This window comes from Haloarcula sp. MBLA0138 (genome assembly GCF_055632455.1).
Genome location: NZ_CM145746.1, coordinates 38731 through 56205, shown reverse-complemented (window position 1 = coordinate 56205; position 17475 = coordinate 38731). Strand labels below are relative to the sequence as shown.

Sequence of the window (17475 nt, the reverse complement as noted above, 5' to 3'; positions counted from 1 at the left end):
GGAAGCCGCGCCGTTCACGGCGCGGAGGATGTCACAGGTCGGCCCCGGCGAACAGCCGGTAGCCGACGAGGACCGGGACGACACACCAGAACAGCAGGACGCCGACGGCCGCGGCGTCCGAGAGGTACAGCGGCACGGACTCGTTCAGCGTCTGGACAGCGGCCCGCTGGCGGAGGAGCGCGCCCCGCCCCCCGAGGATGCCGCCGAACATCGACGCACGGGCCTGTGCCACCGTCGACTCGGAGCTCGCGAGCGAGACCAGCAGCGTCTGGTAGGCCTGCGTCGGATTGAACAGCTTGACGAACAGTTCGACTTTCAGGACCGTCGCCTGTTCGAGGCTCGCGTGGTCCCGCAGGAGGTTCCCGACGCCCCGCGAGACGGAGTTCCAGAGGGCGAAGAGGTAGACCCAGATGCCACCGGCGGCGATGAGCGACCGGCGCGTGGTCGAAGTGGCCGCCGACGCGCCCAGCGAGAAGCCGACGAACGTCAGCGCCAACAGGAGCGTCAGCCCGATGAGGACGGCGATGGTCCGGAGTTGGAGGTCGCCGCCGGCCTCGGGCAACACGACGAGCATCTGGAGGACGAGCGTCCCCGCAAGCGGCGTCGCGAGGGCGACGAAGCGGCCGAACAGTTTCCCGACGACCACGTCGCGGCGGGTGTAGGGCAGCGACAGCAGTATCTTCAGTGACCCCGACTGCCGCTCGCCCGACAGCGCGGCGTAGGTCAGGGCGATGGCCGAGATGGGGACGATGACCGACAGGATTCGCGAGGACAGCGACTGCAACAGCGCGGAGGCGGCCTGTGCCGCCTGCCCGAGGTCGGTGTACAGCAAGACCACGAGCGGCAGGACGAACATCGCCAGATACAGCACCGTCAGGACGAGCAGCGCCCGCGTCCGGATGGTGTCGGCGAACTCCTTCTTGACGATGGGGTACCAGTCGACCGCGTGCAGGCGGTCGTCGGCGTCGGCCAGCAGCGACGCGGCGAACGCGCCCGCGCTGTCGGCCTCGCGGTCGCTCACGCTTCGACCTCCTCGCGCCCGGTGTAGGCCGCGAACACGTCGTCCAGCGACGCCTCCTCGGTGTCGAAGTTCTCTATCTCGAAGCCGGCCTCCTCCAAGGTGTTGAGGACGCTCATCTTCTCGTCGGCGTCACAGGTGACCCGCAGGCCGCCGTTCTCGGCGGCGACACCGGTGCCGACGGCGGCGTCCTCGACGGTCGTGACGGCGTCCTCGACGACCGCGCCGTCGCCGAGCCGTACCCGGAGAGTGGTGTCGCCGGCCGCGGCCTCGCGCAGCCCCTCGACGGTGTCTTTGGCGATGAGCCGGCCGTCCTGTAGGATGCCGACGGTGTCACAGACGGCCTCGACCTGTCCGAGGATGTGACTGGAGAAAAAGACCGTCGCGCCCCGCTCGTTCTCCTCGCGGATTATCTCGCGCATGAGCCGTGCGCCGTTGGGGTCCAGCCCGCTGGTGGGTTCGTCGAGGATGAGCAGTTCCGGCTCGCCGACCAGCGCCATCGCCAGCACGAGCCGCTGTTGCATCCCCTTCGAGTAGCCTCCGGCCTTGCGGTCGATAGCGTCGGCGATGCCGACCCGCTCGGCCAGTTCCACGGGGTCGTCGTCGGCGTCTTTCGACTCGACGACGAACGAGAGGTGCTCGCGGCCGGTCAGCCGGCCGTACACGTCGAACCCCTCCGGGAGGACGCCGGTGCGGTCGCGGATGCGCTTCGACTCGTCGTGGACGTCCCGGCCGAGGACTTCCGCGGACCCGGCGGTCGGCCGGACGAAATCGAGGAGGACGTTGATTGCGGTGGACTTACCCGCGCCGTTGGGGCCGAGAAAGCCGAAAATCTCACCTTCTTCGACGGTGAGGTCGACCCCTTCGAGGGCGGTCACGGAGCCGAACTCCTTTCGTACTCCGTCCAGTTCTATCGCTGCCATACGCCCGGTTTGTGCCGGCCGCTGGTATAGTCTTTCGTGTTACGGTCGTATCAGGAAGGTCAGATGTTCGCCGGCCCAGCGGGGCGTCAGACCTCCTCGTCGGGGCCGTGGCTGTCGGCCATCCGCCGGGCCTCCGCGGCGTAGCGCTCGCGCTCGTCGTCTGTGACCGGCTCCAACCGCTCGGGCTCGACGTCGACGGCGGCGGTCACCCGCTTTCGCATCAGGAGGTTCGTCGAGAGCTGTTTGGTCAGGTGGCGCTGTCCGTCGGTCGTCGCGTATATCAGCGTCACCATCCGCTCGTCGCCGTAGCTGGAGCGTTCGACCAGCCAGCACCGGACCATCTCCTCGCCCTCTGTCATCGTCCGCCGGTTGTGCGCCCCCCGGCTTGTATCCTCCGTCCGCGACCGACAGCAGACTTATGCGTACTGCGCCGTCAGGGTACACCACTCTCCACCTGTCGTCCGCATGTCAGACGAGTCCCCGTTCGCCGCCGAGCCGGCTCGACGCGAGTACCTCCGGGTCTTTCTCGCCGCCGTCTGTGTCGGCGCGGTCCTGCTGGCGACGGCGGTCCTCCCCGTGCTCTCGCCGGCCGGAGCCGGGAGCCCGGCCGCCTCGGCGGTGCCGATGCCGGGGTCGCTGCCCGGTAGCGGGAGCGGGAGTCCGGCCGGCGGCGCGGGCGGCGGACTGGGCGCGCTCAACCCCGGCCAGTCGACGGACGTAGGCGGGTCCGTCGGCGGCGACAGCCCGTTTCGCTCCCGGAGTACCGAGGTCCACTTCACGGTCCGAAGTACCGACGCGGCCTACTGGCGGACCGGGGCCTACGACACCTACACCGGAAGCGGGTGGAACCGCAGCGGCCGGCCGGCCCCCTACGACGGCCCGATACCGACCGGGGGGATGGCCGGCGAGTCGGTCGACTACGCGGTCCGGCTGGAACGGTCGGCGGCGGCGCTGCCGACCGTCTGGCGGCCCCGGACCGTCTCCCGGACGGACGCGCTCGTCACCGACCAGCGCGCCGTGAAACCACGCCGGCCGGTCCCGGCGGGAACGTCCTACCGGGCGGCCAGCGTCACGCCGCCGACCGACCCCGCCGTCCTGCGGGCCAGCGGCCGGGACTACCCCGCGGGCATCGAGGAGCGCTACACCGACCTGCCGGCCGGGACGGAGGAGCGACTGGGGCCGTTCACGGACAATCTGACCGCCGGCGCTGCGTCGCCCTACGGCGAGGCGCGCCGAATCGAGCGGTGGCTGGAGGCCAACAAGCGCTACTCGCTGAACGCCAGCGGCCCCGACGACGGCGACGCGGCCGCGGCGTTCGTCTTCGGGATGGAGGCGGGGTACTGCGAACAGTTCGCCACGGCGATGACGGCGATGCTCCGGACGCAGGGCGTCCCCGCGCGGTACGCCGTCGGCTACTCGACGGGCGAGCGGACCGGCCGGGGGAGCTACACCGTCCGCGGCATGAACGCCCACGCGTGGGTCGAGGCGTACTTCGAGGGCGTGGGCTGGGTCCGATTCGACCCGACGCCGGGCCGGGAACGGCTCCAGGCGGAACAGCAGGCGATGGCGGCCGCGGGCCAGTCCTATGCCGCCTTCGAGCGGGGCAGCCCCGGCGAGCGGTTCAGCGTCGGCCCGAACGGGACTGACCCCGGAGCGGCCGGGACGCCCGCACCCGGCGGGGCTGATGGCCCGACCCGCTCGGACGGGGAAAACGGGAGCCAGAGCGAGGGCGACGGCGGGGGAGCGGACGCCGGCGACCAGTCCGACGGCCCGGCGGGCTACGCGGTGTCACTGAACCGGAGCGCCGCGCCGGGGGCCGCCGTCGCGGCGAGGGTGACCCGCGGCGGGACGCCAGTCGAGGGGGCGCGCGTCTACTTCGACGGCGACCCCGTCGGTCGGACCGACGCCGAGGGGACCGTCGTCGGGCGGGTGCCCTACGACGCGGAACTGGACGTGGGCGTCGTCCCGCCCGGCGACGGGAACGGGAGTCAGCGCGTCCGTCCGCCGGCGGCGTGGTCGGGGTCGCCCGTCCTCGCTGCGGACGCGGACCGCCTGCGCGCCGTCGCCGGCCCGGTCGCCCAGCAGTCGGCCAATCGGACGTACGAACTGCCGACGACGGCGACCGTCGCGGTCGCCGGCGAGGCCGTCACCGGGAACCGCGTGACCGTCACCGCGACGGTCGACGGTGTTCCGGTCCGGACGGCGGCGGTGCGACTGGGCGGCGAGCGGGTGGCGACGACCGACGACGCGGGGCGAGCGACGGTCCGACTTCCCGAACGACCCGGCAACGTCACCGTCGCCGTCCGCCGGGACCCCGTCACCGGGAACGCGACGCTCTCTCTGCCCGCCCTCGACGTGGCGGCGACGCCAGCGCTCCCGCTGGCTCTGCCCGGCACTGGACTGCGCGTGAACGCGACGATGGGCGACGCGCCGGTCGCCAACGCGACGGTCGCGGTCGGGGGCCGGCCGGCGACGACCACGGGCGTCGACGGCACGGCGACGCCGACGCTCCCGCTGGCCGACAGCGCCGCCGTGACCGTCTCGAAACACGGCCAGCGCGAGACGGTCACCGTCGGCGGCCTCGTCCGGAACCTCGCGGCGGTCGCCGTCGCCGGGGCGCTCTTACTCGGCGTCGTCCTCGCGGGCGTGCGCCGGTCGGGCGTGACACTCGAGACGGTCGCCGCGGCCGCTCGGCGGGCGGTCCGTGCCGCCGTCGCCGCGCTGGTCGCGGCCGCCGACCTCGCCGACGCGGCGCTGGCTCGACTCCGTACGCGTCTCGACCTGACCGTGGCACACCTCCGGGCCCTGCTGGCCGGCGAGGTGACGCTCGCCGCCCTGTTGGGGGCCCTTCGCGCGTGGCTGGGCGACCGAGCTGCCACGGCCGAGGACGCGGCCGCCGCGGTCCGCGGGACGGGACGTGGCCGTCCCGGCGAGCAGTCGGGGACCGACGCCGCGAGCGTCCGCGCGGCGTGGCGGCGCTTCCTCGACCACGTCTCGCTGGCGGAGTACTGGACCCACACGCCGGGGGAGATAGCCGCCCACGCCATCGAGGTCGACGGGCTCCCGCCCGAGGCCGTCCGGTCGCTCCGGGACGCCTTCCGCGCCGTCGAGTACGGCGGGCTGGCGGCCGACGAGCGGGTCCCGGCGGTCGAGCGCGCCGTCGAGCGAATCGAACGGGCGGCCCGCGACGGGGAGGGCGAGGGCTGATGCGCCTGCGAGCGGTCGTGTTCGGCGCAGTCGGCCTGACGGCGACCGGGCTGGCGGCGCTGCTGGTCTACGCGCCCGGCGCGCTCGGCGTCGCCCCGCTCGTGACGGCGCTGGACGCGGTCGACCCGTCCGCGCTGCTCGTCGCCGCCGCGCTGGCCGTCGCCGGCTGTGGCGCGCTGGCGGCGTGGCTCGCCGGGGGGACCGACGGCGGAGAGTTGACGGCGTACGACGCGGCCGTCGAGCGCGGACCCGAGTCGGTGGCGGCCGCGGACGCGCGCCTCGCCGGGGGCGGGTTCGACGACGACGTGACCGCCGCCGTCGACGGCGACGAGGCCGCGACCGAGCGGGTCGCCGACCGGCTCCAAGCGGTGGCGGTGACGGCCCACGCGGCCGACGCGGGCCTGTCGCGGGACGCCGCCGAGCGGGCGGTCCGGACCGGCGCGTGGACCGACGACGAGGTGGCGGCGGCGCTGCTCGCCCCCGACCGGGCACAGCCGCTGTCGGCCCGGTTCCGGCTCTGGCTCGACCCCGAGAGCGAGCGCGAGCGGCGGGTCCGCCGGGCCGTCACGGCCGTCGAGGACAGCGCCGAGAGCGAGGCCGCCGACGGGGGCGGGGCGTGATGCGCCGGCGCGAACGGCGCTGGAGCGGGTGGCTTGCGGGCGCGCTCGCGCTGGTCGCCACGGCCCTGCTGACCGCCGAGGCGCTGGTGCTGGCCGCGGCAGTCGTCCCGCTGGCCTACGTCGTCTACGGCGCGCTCTCGCGGGTGCCAGACGACACCGACCTGCGGGCCAGTCGGTCGGTCGCCGACGCCGAGCCGACGCCCGGCGAGCCGGTGACCGTCTCGCTGACCGTCGAGAACGCCGGCGACGCCGCGCTGACCGACGTGCGCGTCATCGACGGCGTCCCGGACGGCCTGACCGTCGTCGACGGGTCCCCTCGGGCCTGTACCGCCTTACGACCCGGCGAGTCGGTGACGGCGACCTACGCGGTGCTGGCGAAACGGGGCAGCTACGCCTTCGACGAGGCCGCGGTCCGGGTCCGGACGCTGTCGGCCAGCGACGCCGTCACCGCGTCGCTGGCGGTCGATGGCGACGCGGCGCTGACCTGTGCCAACACCGTCTCGGAGGTGCCACTGGCCGACGCGACGCTCCCGCGGGCGGGCACGCTCCCGACCGACAGCGGCGGGAGCGGGCTGGAGTTCCACTCGACGCGCCGGTACCGCCGGGGCGACCCCGTCGGCCGCATCGACTGGCGTCGCTACGCCAAGACGAACGAACTGACCACCGTCGACTACCGCGAGGAGCAGGCTGTCCGGACTGTCCTCGTCGTCGACGCCCGCCGCCCCGCGCGGGTGACGCCGGAGCCGGGCTACCCGACCGGCGCGGAACTGGCCGCCTACGCCGCCGAGCGGCTGTTCGACGCCCTCGACCGGACCGGTGTGGTGGCGAGCGTCGCCGCGGTGGGGCTGACCGACGCGGACGTGTCGGGCGGGGTCGCGCCCGACGGCCTCGCGTGGGCCGACGAGACGGGCGACTACGCCGCCGCCCGCGCCGCGCGGGTGTTCGACGGCGTGGGCCGAGCGGCCGCCGCTCGCCCGGCCGGGGCCGAGGAAGCGAGCGTGGAGGCGGCGGCCGACGGCGGCGCGAGCGACGACGCCGCGGCGGCCCTGTTGGCCCGACTCCCGCCGACGGCACAGGTCGTCGTCTTCTCGCCGCTGGTCGACGACTGGGCGGCGTCGCTGGCGGCGTCGCTGACCGTCCGGGACTACCCGACGACGCTGGTCAGCCCGGACGTGGCCCGCCGCGACACCGTCGGCGGGTCGGTGGTGGCGCTGGAGCGGGGGGCCCGCCTGCGCCGCGTCGAGCGCGCCGGCGGGTCGGTCGTCGACTGGGACGTGGCCCGGCCCATCGACGTGGCGCTCCGGGAGTCGCTCGCGGCGGTGTTCGGCCCGTGAGCGCGGCCGAGCGAGGGGGGTCGCTGCCCCCGACCGGCCTCGCGGTCGTCTGTGGCGGGACCGCCGTCCTCGTCGCGGCGCTGCTGTCGGCCGTCGGCGTCGGCGCAGCGGCGTGGGTCGGCCTCCCGAGCGCCCTCCTGCTGGCGCTGTCGCTGTGGCTCGTCGGCTGGGAGCGGTGGCGTGCCGTCGGGACGCTGCTCGCCAGCCTCCTGACGCTCCCGGTGGCCGCCGGGACCGCCGTCACCGTCGTCGCCACGGCCGTCGCCGCCGCGTCGCTCCCGCTCGCGTCGCCGGCGCTGGCCGGCCGACTCGCGGTCCGTGTCGCCGCGGGCGCGCTGGTCGCGGGGTGTTGTCTCGCCGCCGTCTTCGGGGCCGCCGCCGCGGCGCGGGGCGTCGTCGACGCGACGCGGGCCGAGCGCTACGCCGGGGTCGCCCTCCGGACGCTCGTCCCGGTGGGGCTCGCCGGCGGCGCGGCCGTCGGTCGCCGCGCGCTCGCGGCCCTCGAAGCCGACCCCGGTACCCCCGGCGTCCGGCGGACTGTCGGCGACCTGCTCGGGGCCGTCCTCGACCCGCTGTTCGCGCCGACGCCGGACCGCGCCCACGTCGCCGTGTTCGCGCTGCTGGTCGGCGTCGCCGCGCTGGCCGCGGCCCGCGCCGTCGTCGCGCTGCCGCTCGCGGAACTCGCGCCCCGGACTCGGGACGGACCGGACGTGGCCGCGGCCGTCGCGTCGGTTCGCCGGGGGCTGTACCGGACCGCCGGCGCGGCCGGTGTCGTCGCGGTGCTGGGCCTCGTCGCCGAACTCGGCCCGGGCCAGTCGGCGCTGGCCGGCGCGCTCGGGCCGGCGGCCTACGACCTGCTGGTCGCGCTCACCGCCGCGCCCGCGCTCCGGAGCGCGCTCTGGTGGGTGGCGGTCGCCGGCGTCGCCGTCTCGCTCGCGGTGTGGTTCCTCCGGCGCGCGGTCCGCAGTTCCGCCGACCGCGTCGGCACCGTCCTCGCGCCCTACGCCGGCGGCGTCGCGCTCGCGGCGGTCGCCCTCGCGGTCGCCGACCCAGCCGTCGGGACCGCCGAGGCGGCCCTACAGGCGAGCGCGCCGCCGGTCCCGACGCTGGCCGAGCGGTTCGTCGGTCCGACAGTCGCCTTCGCCGGGACCGGGACGGTCGCACTGCTGGCGGCGGCGGCCGCCCTCGCGCTCCCGTGGCTCCTCGCCAGTGCGCTCTGGCTGGCGCTGGTCACCGGCACCGTCGCCGAGCGCGCGGCCGGGGCGAGCGTCGCCGGCGGCGGGTTGTTCCTCGCGAGCGCGTTCGCCGCCGCGCTGGACGCCGGGGCGGCGCTGGTCCTCGGCGGCGTCGTCAGCGCTATCGCCGTCTGGGACGCGGGCGCGTTCGGGGCGGCGCTGGCTTGGGAGGTCGGTCCCGCGGTCGACACCCGGCGGACGGAACTGGTCCACCTCGGCGGGACGCTGGCGGTCGGTGCCGTCGGGGCGGGCGGGGCCGCCGCGCTCGCCGCGCTGGCGCGGGGGTCGGTCTCCGTCGCACCCGGCGGCGCGCTCGCGGGACTGGTCGCCTGTCTCGTGGCCGTCGTCGCGCTGGTGGCGGCGTTGCGCTGACTGCCTACCTCTATGTGCGCTGCCGTTCACGGCTCCCGTATGGACGAGCGGTCCCCCACGGAGCGCGCGAGAGCGAACGCGACAGGGCTCGTGTCGATACTGGTCACGGGCGTCTGGATGGCGGCGCTGTTCACCGGACAGGACTGGTGGCTAGCAGCCCTCTTGGTCGGCTACGTCGTCGTCGTCCCGCTTGCCGGGGTCCTCTTCGGCGACGACGAGGACGAGACGACGGCCGACGCCGAACCGTCCCCCGAGCGCGACGACGAGACGGCGCTGGAGCGGCTCCGCCGGCGCTACGCCGAGGGGGAACTCACCGACGAGCAGTTCGAGCGGAAACTGGAGCGGCTGTTGGAGACCGAGACCATCGAGGACGCCGAGGAGCGAGCGCGGGTCGAGCGGGAGCGCGCGGAGACCGAGCGGGACTGAACGGCGACGGGGGCAGTCTAGGGGTCGACGGCGGGCACCTCGGTGCGGTCGAGCACGTCGTCGACGACGGCCGACCGCTCGACGCCGCGCACCCCGGCGTCGGCCGTCAGCACGAGCCGGTGGGCGAACACCTGCCGGACGACGCCTTTCACGTCGTCGGGGACCGCGTACGGCCGGCCGGCGACGACGGCGGCGGCCCGCGTCGCCTCGAACAGCCGTTGGATGCCCCGGGGCGAGACGCCCACGTCGACCCGGTCGTCCTCGCGGGTCGCCCGGCCCAGTTCGACTACGTAGTCCCGCAGCGGTTCGGCGACCGTGACCGACTCCGCGGCCCGCTGGAGCGCGGGGATGCGCTCGCCCGGGACGACCGTCTCGACGCTGGGGGCCTTGGCAGCCCGCTCGGCCCGACGGTCGACGAGTTCGCGCTCGCCGGCGAAGTCGGGGTAGCCCATCTCGGTCTTGACGACGAAGCGGTCCCGCTGGGCCTCGGGGAGACCGAACGTTCCCTCCTGCTCGACGGGGTTCTGCGTGGCGATGACGAAGAAGGGGTCCGGGAGGGCGTGGGTCTCCCCGTCAACGGTGACCTGCCCCTCGCCCATCGCCTCCAGCAGCGCGGCCTGTGTCTTGGGCGGCGCGCGGTTTATCTCGTCGGCAAGCACGACGTTGGCGAAGACGGGGCCGGGCTGGAACTCGAATGTCCCGGTAGCCTCGTCGTAGACGTTCGAGCCGGTGATGTCCGACGGGAGGAGGTCGGGCGTGAACTGGACCCGCGAGAAGGAGAGGTCCAGCGCGGTGGCGAACGCGCGGGCGGTCAGCGTCTTCCCGGTGCCGGGCACGTCCTCCAGCAGGACGTGGCCCTCGGCGAGGACGCCCGTCATGACGGTCCGGAGGAAGGCGTCGTCGGCGACGACGGCGCGCCCGACCGCGTCGAGTATCTCGCGGCAGGCGTCGCCGGCGGCGGCGTGGTCCATACCGACACGTCGGCGGCCACCGTCAAATACGCTGGGCGTCCGGCGACCGCAAGGGGCTTCGTGCCACTTGACCACACGGGGAGAGTTTTGCCGTAACTCGTGGTTATAGACGTTTGGAGATATATGCATACTGCACATGACCGACGACTACGCCTTCGGGACGCGGTGTGTCCACGCCGGACAGGAGGAGCCGGACCCGGCGACCGGCGCGCGCGCGCCACCCATCTACCAGACCTCCTCGTACGTCTTCGAGGACGCCGAGACGGCGGCCGACCGGTACGCCTTGGAGGACGACGGCAACGTCTACTCGCGGTTCGACAATCCGACCGTTCGGACGCTGGAGAAGCGCATGGCCTCGCTGGAGAACGGCGTCGACGCCGTCGCCACCGGCTCCGGGATGGCCGCGCTCGACGCCGGGACGTTCGTCCTCGCGCAGGCCGGGGACAACGTCGTCTCCTCGGCCTCCATCTACGGGGGGACACACAGCTACTTCACGAAGACCTGCAACCGGCGGGGTATCGAGGCCCGCTTCGTCGACACGCTGGACCCCGACGCCTACGCCGCGGCCATCGACGAGGACACCGCCTACGTCCACGTCGAGACGGTCGGCAACCCCTCCTTGGTCGTCCCGCCTTTCGAGGAGATAGCCGGGATGGCCCACGACCACGGCGTCCCGCTGTTCGTCGACAACACCTTCGGGACGCCCGCGCTCTGCAATCCGCTCGACCACGGCGCGGACCTGCTCTGGGAGTCGACGACGAAGTGGATTCACGGCTCCGGGACGACCGTCGGCGGCGTGTTGGTCGACGGCGGTTCGTTCCCGTGGGCCGAGTACCCCGAGAAGTACCCCGAACTCGGCGCGCCCAACGAGGCGTTCAACGGCACGACCTTCGCGGAGGCCTTCGGCGACCGGGCGCTGACCGTCGCCACGCGCCAGCGGGCGCTGCGCTCGCTGGGCGACGGGCAGAAACCCTTCGACGCGTGGGCGACCCTACAGGGCACGGAGACGCTCTCCCTGCGGATGGAGCGGCACTGCGAGAACGCGATGACCGTCGCCGAACACCTGCAGGACCACCCCGACGTGGCGTGGGTGACCTACCCCGGCTTGGAGAGCCACGAGACCCACGACCTCGCTCGGCAGTACCTCTCCGGTGGGTTCGGCGGCATCGTCACGTTCGGGCTGGGGGAGTACGAAGCCAGCCAGCGCTTCTGCGAGGAGACCGACCTCGCGCAGTTCCTCGCCAACATCGGCGACGCGAAGACGCTGGTCATCCACCCCGCGAGCACGACCCACGCCCAACTCAGCGAGGAGGAGCAGCGCGCCAGCGGCGTCGTCCCCGACCTCGTCCGGATGAGCGTCGGCATCGAGGACCCACGGGACGTCGTGGCTGACATCGACGCGGCCATCGAGCGAGCGACATGAGCGTCGAATCCCAAACCGTCTCGCTGGGCGAGTTCGAGTTCGAGTGTGGGGAGACCGTCCCCGACCTCGAAGTCGCCTACGAGACCTACGGCGAGTTCGAGGGGGACAACGCCGTGTTGGTCTGTCACGCCCTGACCGGCAGCGCCCACGTCGCCTCCCGGGGCCGCTTCGAGGACGGCGACCAAGCGTACGCGTGGTGGGACGACATCGTCGGCCCGGGCAAGGCCATCGACACGACGGAGTTCTTCGTCGTCTGTGCGAACGTCCCCGGTTCCTGTTACGGCACGACCGGGCCGTCGAGCGAGAACCCCGAGACGGGCGAGCCCTACGGCCCCGAGTTCCCGCCGGTGACCGTCACCGACTGGACCGAGGCCCAGCGCGCGCTGCTGGACGAACTCGGCGTCCCCGCCCTGTACGCCGTCGTCGGCGGCAGCGTCGGCGGCATGAACGTCTTGGAGTGGGCGAAGCGCCACCCCGACCACGTCGAGAAGGTCGTGCCCATCGCCGCCGCGGGCCGGCTCGACGCCCAGTCGCTGTCGCTCGACGCCATCGCCCGCCGGGCCATCACGACCGACGCGAACTGGAACGGGGGCCACTACTACGACGGCGACCACCCCGACGAGGGGCTGGCGCTGGCCCGGCAAATCGGCCACGTGATGTACTTCTCGAAGGCCAGCATGGAGCGGCGCTTCGGCCGTCGCGCCGCCACGCGGGAGGCCGAGCGGGCCTTCCCCACCGACCCCGCGGGGCGGTTCTTCCCCTATCGGGACGTGGAGTCGTATCTCGACTACAACGCCTCGAAGTTCGTCGAGCGCTTCGACGCCAACAGCTACCTCTACCTGACGCGGGCGATGGACAACTACGACCTCGCCTCGGGCTTCGAGTCCGACGCCGACGCGCTGGCGGCCTTCGACGGCGAGGCGCTGGTGATGTCGTTCACCGGCGACTGGCACTTCACGACCGAGCAGTCCGAGGCGCTTGCCGAGGCGCTCCGGGAGACCGACAGCGACGTGGCCCACCACGTCGTCGACTCGGACTACGGCCACGACGCCTTCCTCGTCGAACCGGACAACGTCGGCCCGCCGGTGTCGGACTTCCTCGAAACCGGGCTCGACGGCAGCGCAGTCTCCGACACCGTCGACAGCGAGGTCGACACCGCAGACTTCGCGCCGGTCCACAACAGCCTGTTCTCCCGCTAGCCCACGGGAGGGTTTAACACACCTCGGCCCGTCGGTTCGGTTGTATGTCCGACATGTCCACGAGCGCGGACGCCGAGGTATCGTTCGGCGAGACCGTCTACGACGCCGACGGCAACGAGCTGGGCACCATCCGGGGGTTCGACGAACACGGCTTCTACGTCACCGTCGAGGACGGCATCGAGGCGCTGTCGAGCGAGCACGTCGCCACCGGCTCCGCCGGCGAGGCCGAACTGATGTGGCGCTGCTGGGAGTGTGGCGAGATGGGGCAGATAGAGGACATTCCCGAAACGTGTCCCTCCTGTGGCGCACGGAAAGAGGAGATATACTACTGGCAAGAGGACTGAAGCGGCCGGTGAGCGGTCCCGTCCGCGAACACCGGTTCCGTGCGAGTGAGGACTGAAGCGGCCGGTGAGCGGTCTCGGTCGCGAACACCGGTTCCGTGCGAGTGAGGACTGAAGCGGCCGGTGAGCGGTCTCGGTCGCGAACACCGGTTCCGTGCGAGTGAGGACTGAAGCGGCCGGTGAGCGGTCCCGTCCGCGAACACCGGTTCCGTGCGAGTGAGGACTGAAGCGGCCGGTGAGCGGTCTCGGTCGCGAACACCGGTTCCGTGCGAGTGAGGACTGAAGCGGCCGGTGAGCGGTCTCGGCTGCGAGTACCGGGGTAGGGCGGCCGACCGTCAGTTCCGCTCGATTCGGGCCGCCACGTCGTCGCCGACGGCCGCACGAACGTCGGCCAGCGCCGCGTCGTCGAGCGCGAACCGCAGCGTCGTCCAGTCGCGTCGCTCCGCGACGGCGCGGCCCTCGTCGTCCCGGACCAGCGCGTAGGCCAGCCCCTCGCCGTGGAGGCGGGCCAGCGCGTCGAAGGCGTCGCCGTCCAGCCGGACGGTACCGGCGGTGTGGTGGTCCCCGACCGTCACGTCGGCGCGGGCCGACAGCCGCTCGACGGCGATGCGGGCGTCGCCGTGGTCGTCGCGCCGGCCCAGCGCGACGTGGACGAAGGCCGTCTCGGGTCGGCGGGGGCCGGCGTCCAGCACGGCCGCCAGCGCGTCCAGTCCGGCGGGGTCGCCGGGGTCGTCGAGTCGGAGGCGGTACCGGGGCGCGGCCGGCCAGTCGACGCCGGCGTCGGCGAACCCGGCGCGCGCCCACGCGTCGAGGATACCCTCGGAGAGCCGGTCGACGCCGATGTCGTCGATGGCCGCGACCACGGACTCGGCGGCGGACTCGTCGCTCATGTCGCCCGCTGGGTCCCGCTCGCGCAAGTGGCTGGTGGTTGCGCTTTTGTGGTCGCCCGGCCTTGCTCGGGTATGGACATCGCCGTCGTCGGTGCGGGCAGTCTGGGGAGCCTGCTGGGGGGCCTGCTCGCGCGCGAACACGACGTGACGCTGGTCGGACGCGAGCCCCACGTCGGCGCGGTCCGCGGGGACGGACTGCGCGTGACCGGCGTCGAGTCGCTCACTACCCGGCTCGACGCCCGGACGGAGCCGCCCGAGAGCGCCGACCTCGCCGTCGTCGCCGCGAAGGCCTACGACACCGCGGCCGTCGCCGAGCAGGTGGCCGACTGCGCGCTGACGGCCTGCCTGTCGGTCCAGAACGGGATGGGCAACGAGGCCGTCCTCGCCGACGCCGTCGACTGCCCGGTACTTTCGGGAACCTGCACCTACGGCGCGCGCCTGACCGCCCCCGGCGAGGTGGCGTTCACCGGCCGCGGCGAGGTGACGCTTGGCCCCCGCGACGGGGGTGAGTCGGCGGCCGCCGACCGCGTCGGCGCGGCCTTCGAGTCCGCCGGGGTGGAGGCGACCGTCGCCGCCGACATGCCCCGCCGGCTGTGGGAGAAGCTGGCGGTCAACGCCGCCGTCAACGCCGCGACGGCGCTGGCCCGCGTCGAGAACGGCGCGCTCGCCGCGCCGCCCGCGGACGCGCTGGCGACGGCGGCCGCGACCGAGACGGCCCGCGTCGCCCGCGAGCAGGGGGTGGTGCTGTCCGACGACCGGGCCGTCGAACTCACCGAGCGGGTCGTCGCCGACACCGCCGCAAACCGCTCGTCGATGCTGCAGGACGTGGCGGCGGGCTCGCGGACCGAAATCGACGCCATCAACGGCTACGTGGTCGAGGCGGCGACCGAACCGGTCCCCGTCAACGAGACGCTGTGGCGGCTGGTCCGAACGTGGGAGGCTAGTTCCGGACGATGACCCACACGGCCGCGGCTCCGCCCAGCAACAGCGCCGACCAGTAGCTCGCCACCCGGTACAGCAACGCGAGGACCGTCGCGTCGGTCTGGCCGACGGCGGTCAGCGCGACCAGCAACACCACGAGCGCGGCCTCGACCGCGCCGGAGCCGCCGGGCGAGGGGACGAGTCCGGCCAGCGTCGAGGCCGGGACGACGAAGAAGACGAGCAACAGCGACAGCGAGACGCCGGCCGACTGGGCCACCAGAAACAGCGGGAGCGCGAAGAAGACCCAGCCGACGTAGGAGAAGGCCAGCGCCTTCGCCAGCGCCCGGCGGTCCCGGGCGATGCGCTGGAAGGCCGTCTCGGTCTCCCGCAGTCGCTCCCGCAGGCCCGACAGCGTGACGACCGGGGCGCGCCGGGTCAGCGGCGCGGTCAGCCGGAGCAGCGTCCGCCCCAGCGGCTTCCGGAACCGCCAGCCGACGGCGGCGACGACGGGGACCCCGACCGACAGCGCCACCAGTCCGCCGGCCAGCGGCTCGACGGCCGCCGGGAGCGTGCTCTGGTACAGCAGGGCGGCGAAACCCACGCCGGCGAAGGTGACGAACGGAAACAGGTTCAGCAGGTCGGCCGTGACGACGCTGGCGAGGCTGTCCTGATAGCTCGCCTCCGTGTCCCGCGAGAGGACGTAGGCGATGAACGGCTCGCCGCCGGCCTGTCCCAGCGGGGTCACGTAGTTGGCGAACGTCGCCGCGTAGTAGGTCACGACCAGCCGGCCGATGGGCTCGTCGATGCCCGCGACGCCGAGCACTATCTGCCACGCCTTCCCCCACGCCGTCAGACACAGCACGGTCGACAGACACGCCAGCGCCAGCCAGCCGGGGTCGGCCCGCAGCAGTCGGTCGACGACCGCCTCGGTGCCGACGAAGTCCACGAGGAAGTAGACCACCAGCGCCGCGACGCCGAAGCCCAGTAGTATCTGGGCGACGGTCCTGCGGTCGGCGAAGTCGAACGCGGCGGCGTCCTCTGTCACGTTCAGTCGATGTAGCCGAGGTCCTTCAGGCGGTCTTTCGCGTCGTCGTCCATCTCATCGAGTACGTCGTCGTCGCTCCCGTCGGCCTCGTCGGGCCAGTCGGCGTCGACCTCGTCGACGAACGCCCCCAGCGCGTCGGAAAGCGCCGCGATGTCCGCGTCGTCCTCGTCGGCGACGTTCTCGGTCTCGCCGGGGTCGTCGTCGACGCGGTAGGCCTCGTCGGGGATGCGCGTGCAGTGGATGTACTTGTTTTCGGGGGTTCGGGCCGCGCCCATCCGCGAGTAGAACCGCGAGTCGGTGTCGAGGTCGATGCCCGCGCCGCTTGCTTTCCCCTCCAACTGACGCAACTCGACGACCGGCTGGTGGTACTCGACGAAGCCGACGGGGCCGCGGTCGTGGCCGCCCACGTCGTCGGCGAACTCGCGGTAGTCCGCCGACAGCAGCGAGCGGGCCGGCCGGAGCGACTCGCCGAGCCCTTCGGCCCCGGCGGCGTCGAGTACCGTGTGGTAGAGGTCGACCAGTTCGACCGTCGTCGTCTCGTCCCGGGTCGGCTCCACGTCGGGGTGTTTGACCATGAGCGGGACGTTCACGAGTTGGTCGTAGATGGCGAACTCGTGGCCGTAGAGGTCGTGCTCGCCGTGGAGTTCGCCGTGGTCGGCACAGACGACGACGGCGGTGTCGTCCCACTGCCCGGTCTCCTTGAGGTGGGAGAACAGCCGGTCCAGTTGGGCGTCGATGTGGGCGATTTCGGCGTCGTAGAGCCCCCGAATCGCGTCCCACTCCTCGTCGTCGATGTCGCGCGCGCCGCAGTTGAACTCCTTGGAGTTCTGGCACACGTCCGTCGAGTCGACGCCGGGCGCGAACCGCTCAGCGTACTCCTCGGGGGGGTGGTAGGGGAGGTGGGCGTCCATGAGATTGATGAACGCGAAGAAGTCGTCGCTGTCGTCCACGAAGTCGATGGTCTTGTCGATGACCTGTGGCGTCTTGGTGTCACCGCCCCCGCCCTCGGCGAGGTGTTCGTGAATCTTGTTGCCGACTTGGACGAGTCGGTCGGCGACCCCCGCAGGGTGTCGTTGTCGTTCATCGTCTGCCAGAGAGAGGCAAGCGGCCCCGACAGCAGTTCGCTGGGCAGTATCTGGAAGAAGTTGTCGTGGTCGTCGAAGCCGGCGGTGAGGTTCGTGTAGCTCGTTATCCACGCGTTCGAGGAGTAACAGGCGGTGTCGTACCCCGCCGCCGACAGCGACTCCGCGAGCGTCGTCTCGCCGTCGAGGTACGGGTCCTCCTGCGTTGCCCCGTGCTCGCTGGGGTAGCGGCCGGTGAACATCGAGGCGTGGACCGGCAGCGTCCACGGGGCCGGCGCGACGGCCTGCTCGAAGACGGCCGCCTCCTCGGCGAACTCGGCCAGATGGGGCGTCGTCTCCCGGTCCGGGTCGTAGACCGAGAGGCGGTCCTTACGGACCGTATCGAGGACGACGAACAGGACGTTCGACCCCTCCGTAGCGGTCATGGTAGGGGCATCGCCGTCGGCACGTTAAAAGACCGCGCTTTCG

At 73.0% G+C, this 17475-nt stretch carries 15 protein-coding genes and 1 pseudogene; 9 read left to right on the top strand and 7 right to left on the bottom strand.

Going from position 1 to position 17475, the window contains the following annotated elements:
- Positions 1-31: 31 nt before the first annotated feature.
- From ACV7JO_RS00270 to ACV7JO_RS00260, 3 genes are all read right to left on the bottom strand, one after another.
- On the bottom strand, positions 32-1021 hold the full coding sequence (locus tag ACV7JO_RS00270) for an ABC transporter permease subunit (protein ID WP_470354336.1): 990 nt from the start codon (positions 1019-1021) through the stop codon (positions 32-34).
- Positions 1018-1941 carry an ABC transporter ATP-binding protein gene (locus ACV7JO_RS00265; RefSeq protein ID WP_470354335.1) on the bottom strand — a complete coding sequence of 308 codons (924 nt, stop codon included), beginning with the start codon at positions 1939-1941 and terminating at the stop codon, positions 1018-1020. The genes ACV7JO_RS00270 and ACV7JO_RS00265 overlap by 4 nt, the downstream gene beginning before the upstream one ends.
- Positions 1942-2027: 86 nt before the next feature.
- Entirely contained in the window at positions 2028-2300 is a 273-nt protein-coding gene (locus ACV7JO_RS00260) for a DUF7967 family protein (RefSeq protein ID WP_470354334.1), read from the bottom strand.
- Between the two features lie 106 nt (positions 2301-2406).
- On the opposite strand from ACV7JO_RS00260, the gene ACV7JO_RS00255 reads away from it, so the two are divergent.
- From ACV7JO_RS00255 to ACV7JO_RS00235, 5 genes are read left to right on the top strand one after another with little or no spacing between them, the layout of a single operon-like run.
- Positions 2407-5148, top strand: coding sequence for a transglutaminase TgpA family protein (locus ACV7JO_RS00255; protein ID WP_470354333.1), 2742 nt, complete (start codon positions 2407-2409; stop codon positions 5146-5148).
- Complete coding sequence (locus tag ACV7JO_RS00250; RefSeq protein ID WP_470354332.1) at positions 5148-5768, top strand: DUF7269 family protein; 621 nt, start codon at positions 5148-5150, stop codon at positions 5766-5768. Before ACV7JO_RS00255 ends, ACV7JO_RS00250 begins: the two co-directional genes overlap by 1 nt.
- On the top strand, positions 5768-7102 hold the full coding sequence (locus tag ACV7JO_RS00245) for an NEW3 domain-containing protein (protein ID WP_470354331.1): 1335 nt from the start codon (positions 5768-5770) through the stop codon (positions 7100-7102). The genes ACV7JO_RS00250 and ACV7JO_RS00245 overlap by 1 nt, the downstream gene beginning before the upstream one ends.
- Positions 7099-8709: a DUF7519 family protein gene (locus tag ACV7JO_RS00240; RefSeq protein WP_470354330.1), complete on the top strand. Its 1611-nt coding sequence runs from the start codon at positions 7099-7101 to the stop codon at positions 8707-8709. The genes ACV7JO_RS00245 and ACV7JO_RS00240 overlap by 4 nt, the downstream gene beginning before the upstream one ends.
- Positions 8710-8748: 39 nt before the next feature.
- Entirely contained in the window at positions 8749-9135 is a 387-nt protein-coding gene (locus ACV7JO_RS00235) for an SHOCT domain-containing protein (protein ID WP_470354329.1), read from the top strand.
- A gap of 17 nt (positions 9136-9152) precedes the next feature.
- Here ACV7JO_RS00235 and ACV7JO_RS00230 read toward each other — a convergent pair whose 3' ends face one another.
- Complete coding sequence (locus tag ACV7JO_RS00230) at positions 9153-10106, bottom strand: AAA family ATPase (protein WP_470354328.1); 954 nt, start codon at positions 10104-10106, stop codon at positions 9153-9155.
- Between the two features lie 136 nt (positions 10107-10242).
- On the opposite strand from ACV7JO_RS00230, the gene ACV7JO_RS00225 reads away from it, so the two are divergent.
- From ACV7JO_RS00225 to ACV7JO_RS00215, 3 genes are read left to right on the top strand one after another with little or no spacing between them, the layout of a single operon-like run.
- Positions 10243-11529: an O-acetylhomoserine aminocarboxypropyltransferase/cysteine synthase family protein gene (locus tag ACV7JO_RS00225; protein WP_470354327.1), complete on the top strand. Its 1287-nt coding sequence runs from the start codon at positions 10243-10245 to the stop codon at positions 11527-11529.
- Positions 11526-12728, top strand: a complete 1203-nt coding sequence (gene metX / locus ACV7JO_RS00220) for a homoserine O-acetyltransferase MetX (RefSeq protein ID WP_470354326.1) — start codon at positions 11526-11528, stop codon at positions 12726-12728. The genes ACV7JO_RS00225 and metX overlap by 4 nt, the downstream gene beginning before the upstream one ends.
- 44 nt (positions 12729-12772) lie before the next feature.
- On the top strand, positions 12773-13072 hold the full coding sequence (locus tag ACV7JO_RS00215; protein ID WP_470354325.1) for a DUF7130 family rubredoxin-like protein: 300 nt from the start codon (positions 12773-12775) through the stop codon (positions 13070-13072).
- A gap of 332 nt (positions 13073-13404) precedes the next feature.
- On the opposite strand, the gene ACV7JO_RS00210 is transcribed toward ACV7JO_RS00215, so the two are convergent.
- On the bottom strand, positions 13405-13959 hold the full coding sequence (locus ACV7JO_RS00210; protein ID WP_470354324.1) for a hypothetical protein: 555 nt from the start codon (positions 13957-13959) through the stop codon (positions 13405-13407).
- A gap of 72 nt (positions 13960-14031) precedes the next feature.
- Here ACV7JO_RS00210 and ACV7JO_RS00205 point away from each other — a divergent pair, with 72 nt between their 5' ends.
- Positions 14032-14916, top strand: coding sequence for a ketopantoate reductase family protein (locus ACV7JO_RS00205; protein ID WP_470354323.1), 885 nt, complete (start codon positions 14032-14034; stop codon positions 14914-14916).
- On the opposite strand, the gene ACV7JO_RS00200 is transcribed toward ACV7JO_RS00205, so the two are convergent.
- Both ACV7JO_RS00200 and ACV7JO_RS00195 read right to left on the bottom strand, forming a co-directional pair.
- The gene (locus tag ACV7JO_RS00200; protein ID WP_470354322.1) at positions 14900-15925 is read right to left on the bottom strand and encodes a lysylphosphatidylglycerol synthase transmembrane domain-containing protein; all 1026 of its coding nucleotides are present in this window, start codon (positions 15923-15925) and stop codon (positions 14900-14902) included. The genes ACV7JO_RS00205 and ACV7JO_RS00200 overlap by 17 nt on opposite strands.
- A gap of 2 nt (positions 15926-15927) precedes the next feature.
- Positions 15928-17432, bottom strand: a pseudogene (locus ACV7JO_RS00195) (sulfatase).
- Positions 17433-17475 lie beyond the last annotated feature (43 nt).

Coding starts and splice junctions, on each gene's coding strand:
- ACV7JO_RS00230 (WP_470354328.1), bottom strand. CDS start 10,106: ATGGACCACGCCGCCGCCGGCGACGCCTGCCGCGAGATACTCGACGCG.
- ACV7JO_RS00245 (WP_470354331.1), top strand. CDS start 5,768: ATGCGCCGGCGCGAACGGCGCTGGAGCGGGTGGCTTGCGGGCGCGCTC.
- ACV7JO_RS00250 (WP_470354332.1), top strand. CDS start 5,148: ATGCGCCTGCGAGCGGTCGTGTTCGGCGCAGTCGGCCTGACGGCGACC.
- ACV7JO_RS00260 (WP_470354334.1), bottom strand. CDS start 2,300: ATGACAGAGGGCGAGGAGATGGTCCGGTGCTGGCTGGTCGAACGCTCC.
- ACV7JO_RS00205 (WP_470354323.1), top strand. CDS start 14,032: ATGGACATCGCCGTCGTCGGTGCGGGCAGTCTGGGGAGCCTGCTGGGG.
- ACV7JO_RS00265 (WP_470354335.1), bottom strand. CDS start 1,941: ATGGCAGCGATAGAACTGGACGGAGTACGAAAGGAGTTCGGCTCCGTG.
- ACV7JO_RS00255 (WP_470354333.1), top strand. CDS start 2,407: ATGTCAGACGAGTCCCCGTTCGCCGCCGAGCCGGCTCGACGCGAGTAC.
- ACV7JO_RS00215 (WP_470354325.1), top strand. CDS start 12,773: ATGTCCGACATGTCCACGAGCGCGGACGCCGAGGTATCGTTCGGCGAG.
- ACV7JO_RS00235 (WP_470354329.1), top strand. CDS start 8,749: ATGGACGAGCGGTCCCCCACGGAGCGCGCGAGAGCGAACGCGACAGGG.
- ACV7JO_RS00225 (WP_470354327.1), top strand. CDS start 10,243: ATGACCGACGACTACGCCTTCGGGACGCGGTGTGTCCACGCCGGACAG.
- ACV7JO_RS00210 (WP_470354324.1), bottom strand. CDS start 13,959: ATGAGCGACGAGTCCGCCGCCGAGTCCGTGGTCGCGGCCATCGACGAC.
- metX (WP_470354326.1), top strand. CDS start 11,526: ATGAGCGTCGAATCCCAAACCGTCTCGCTGGGCGAGTTCGAGTTCGAG.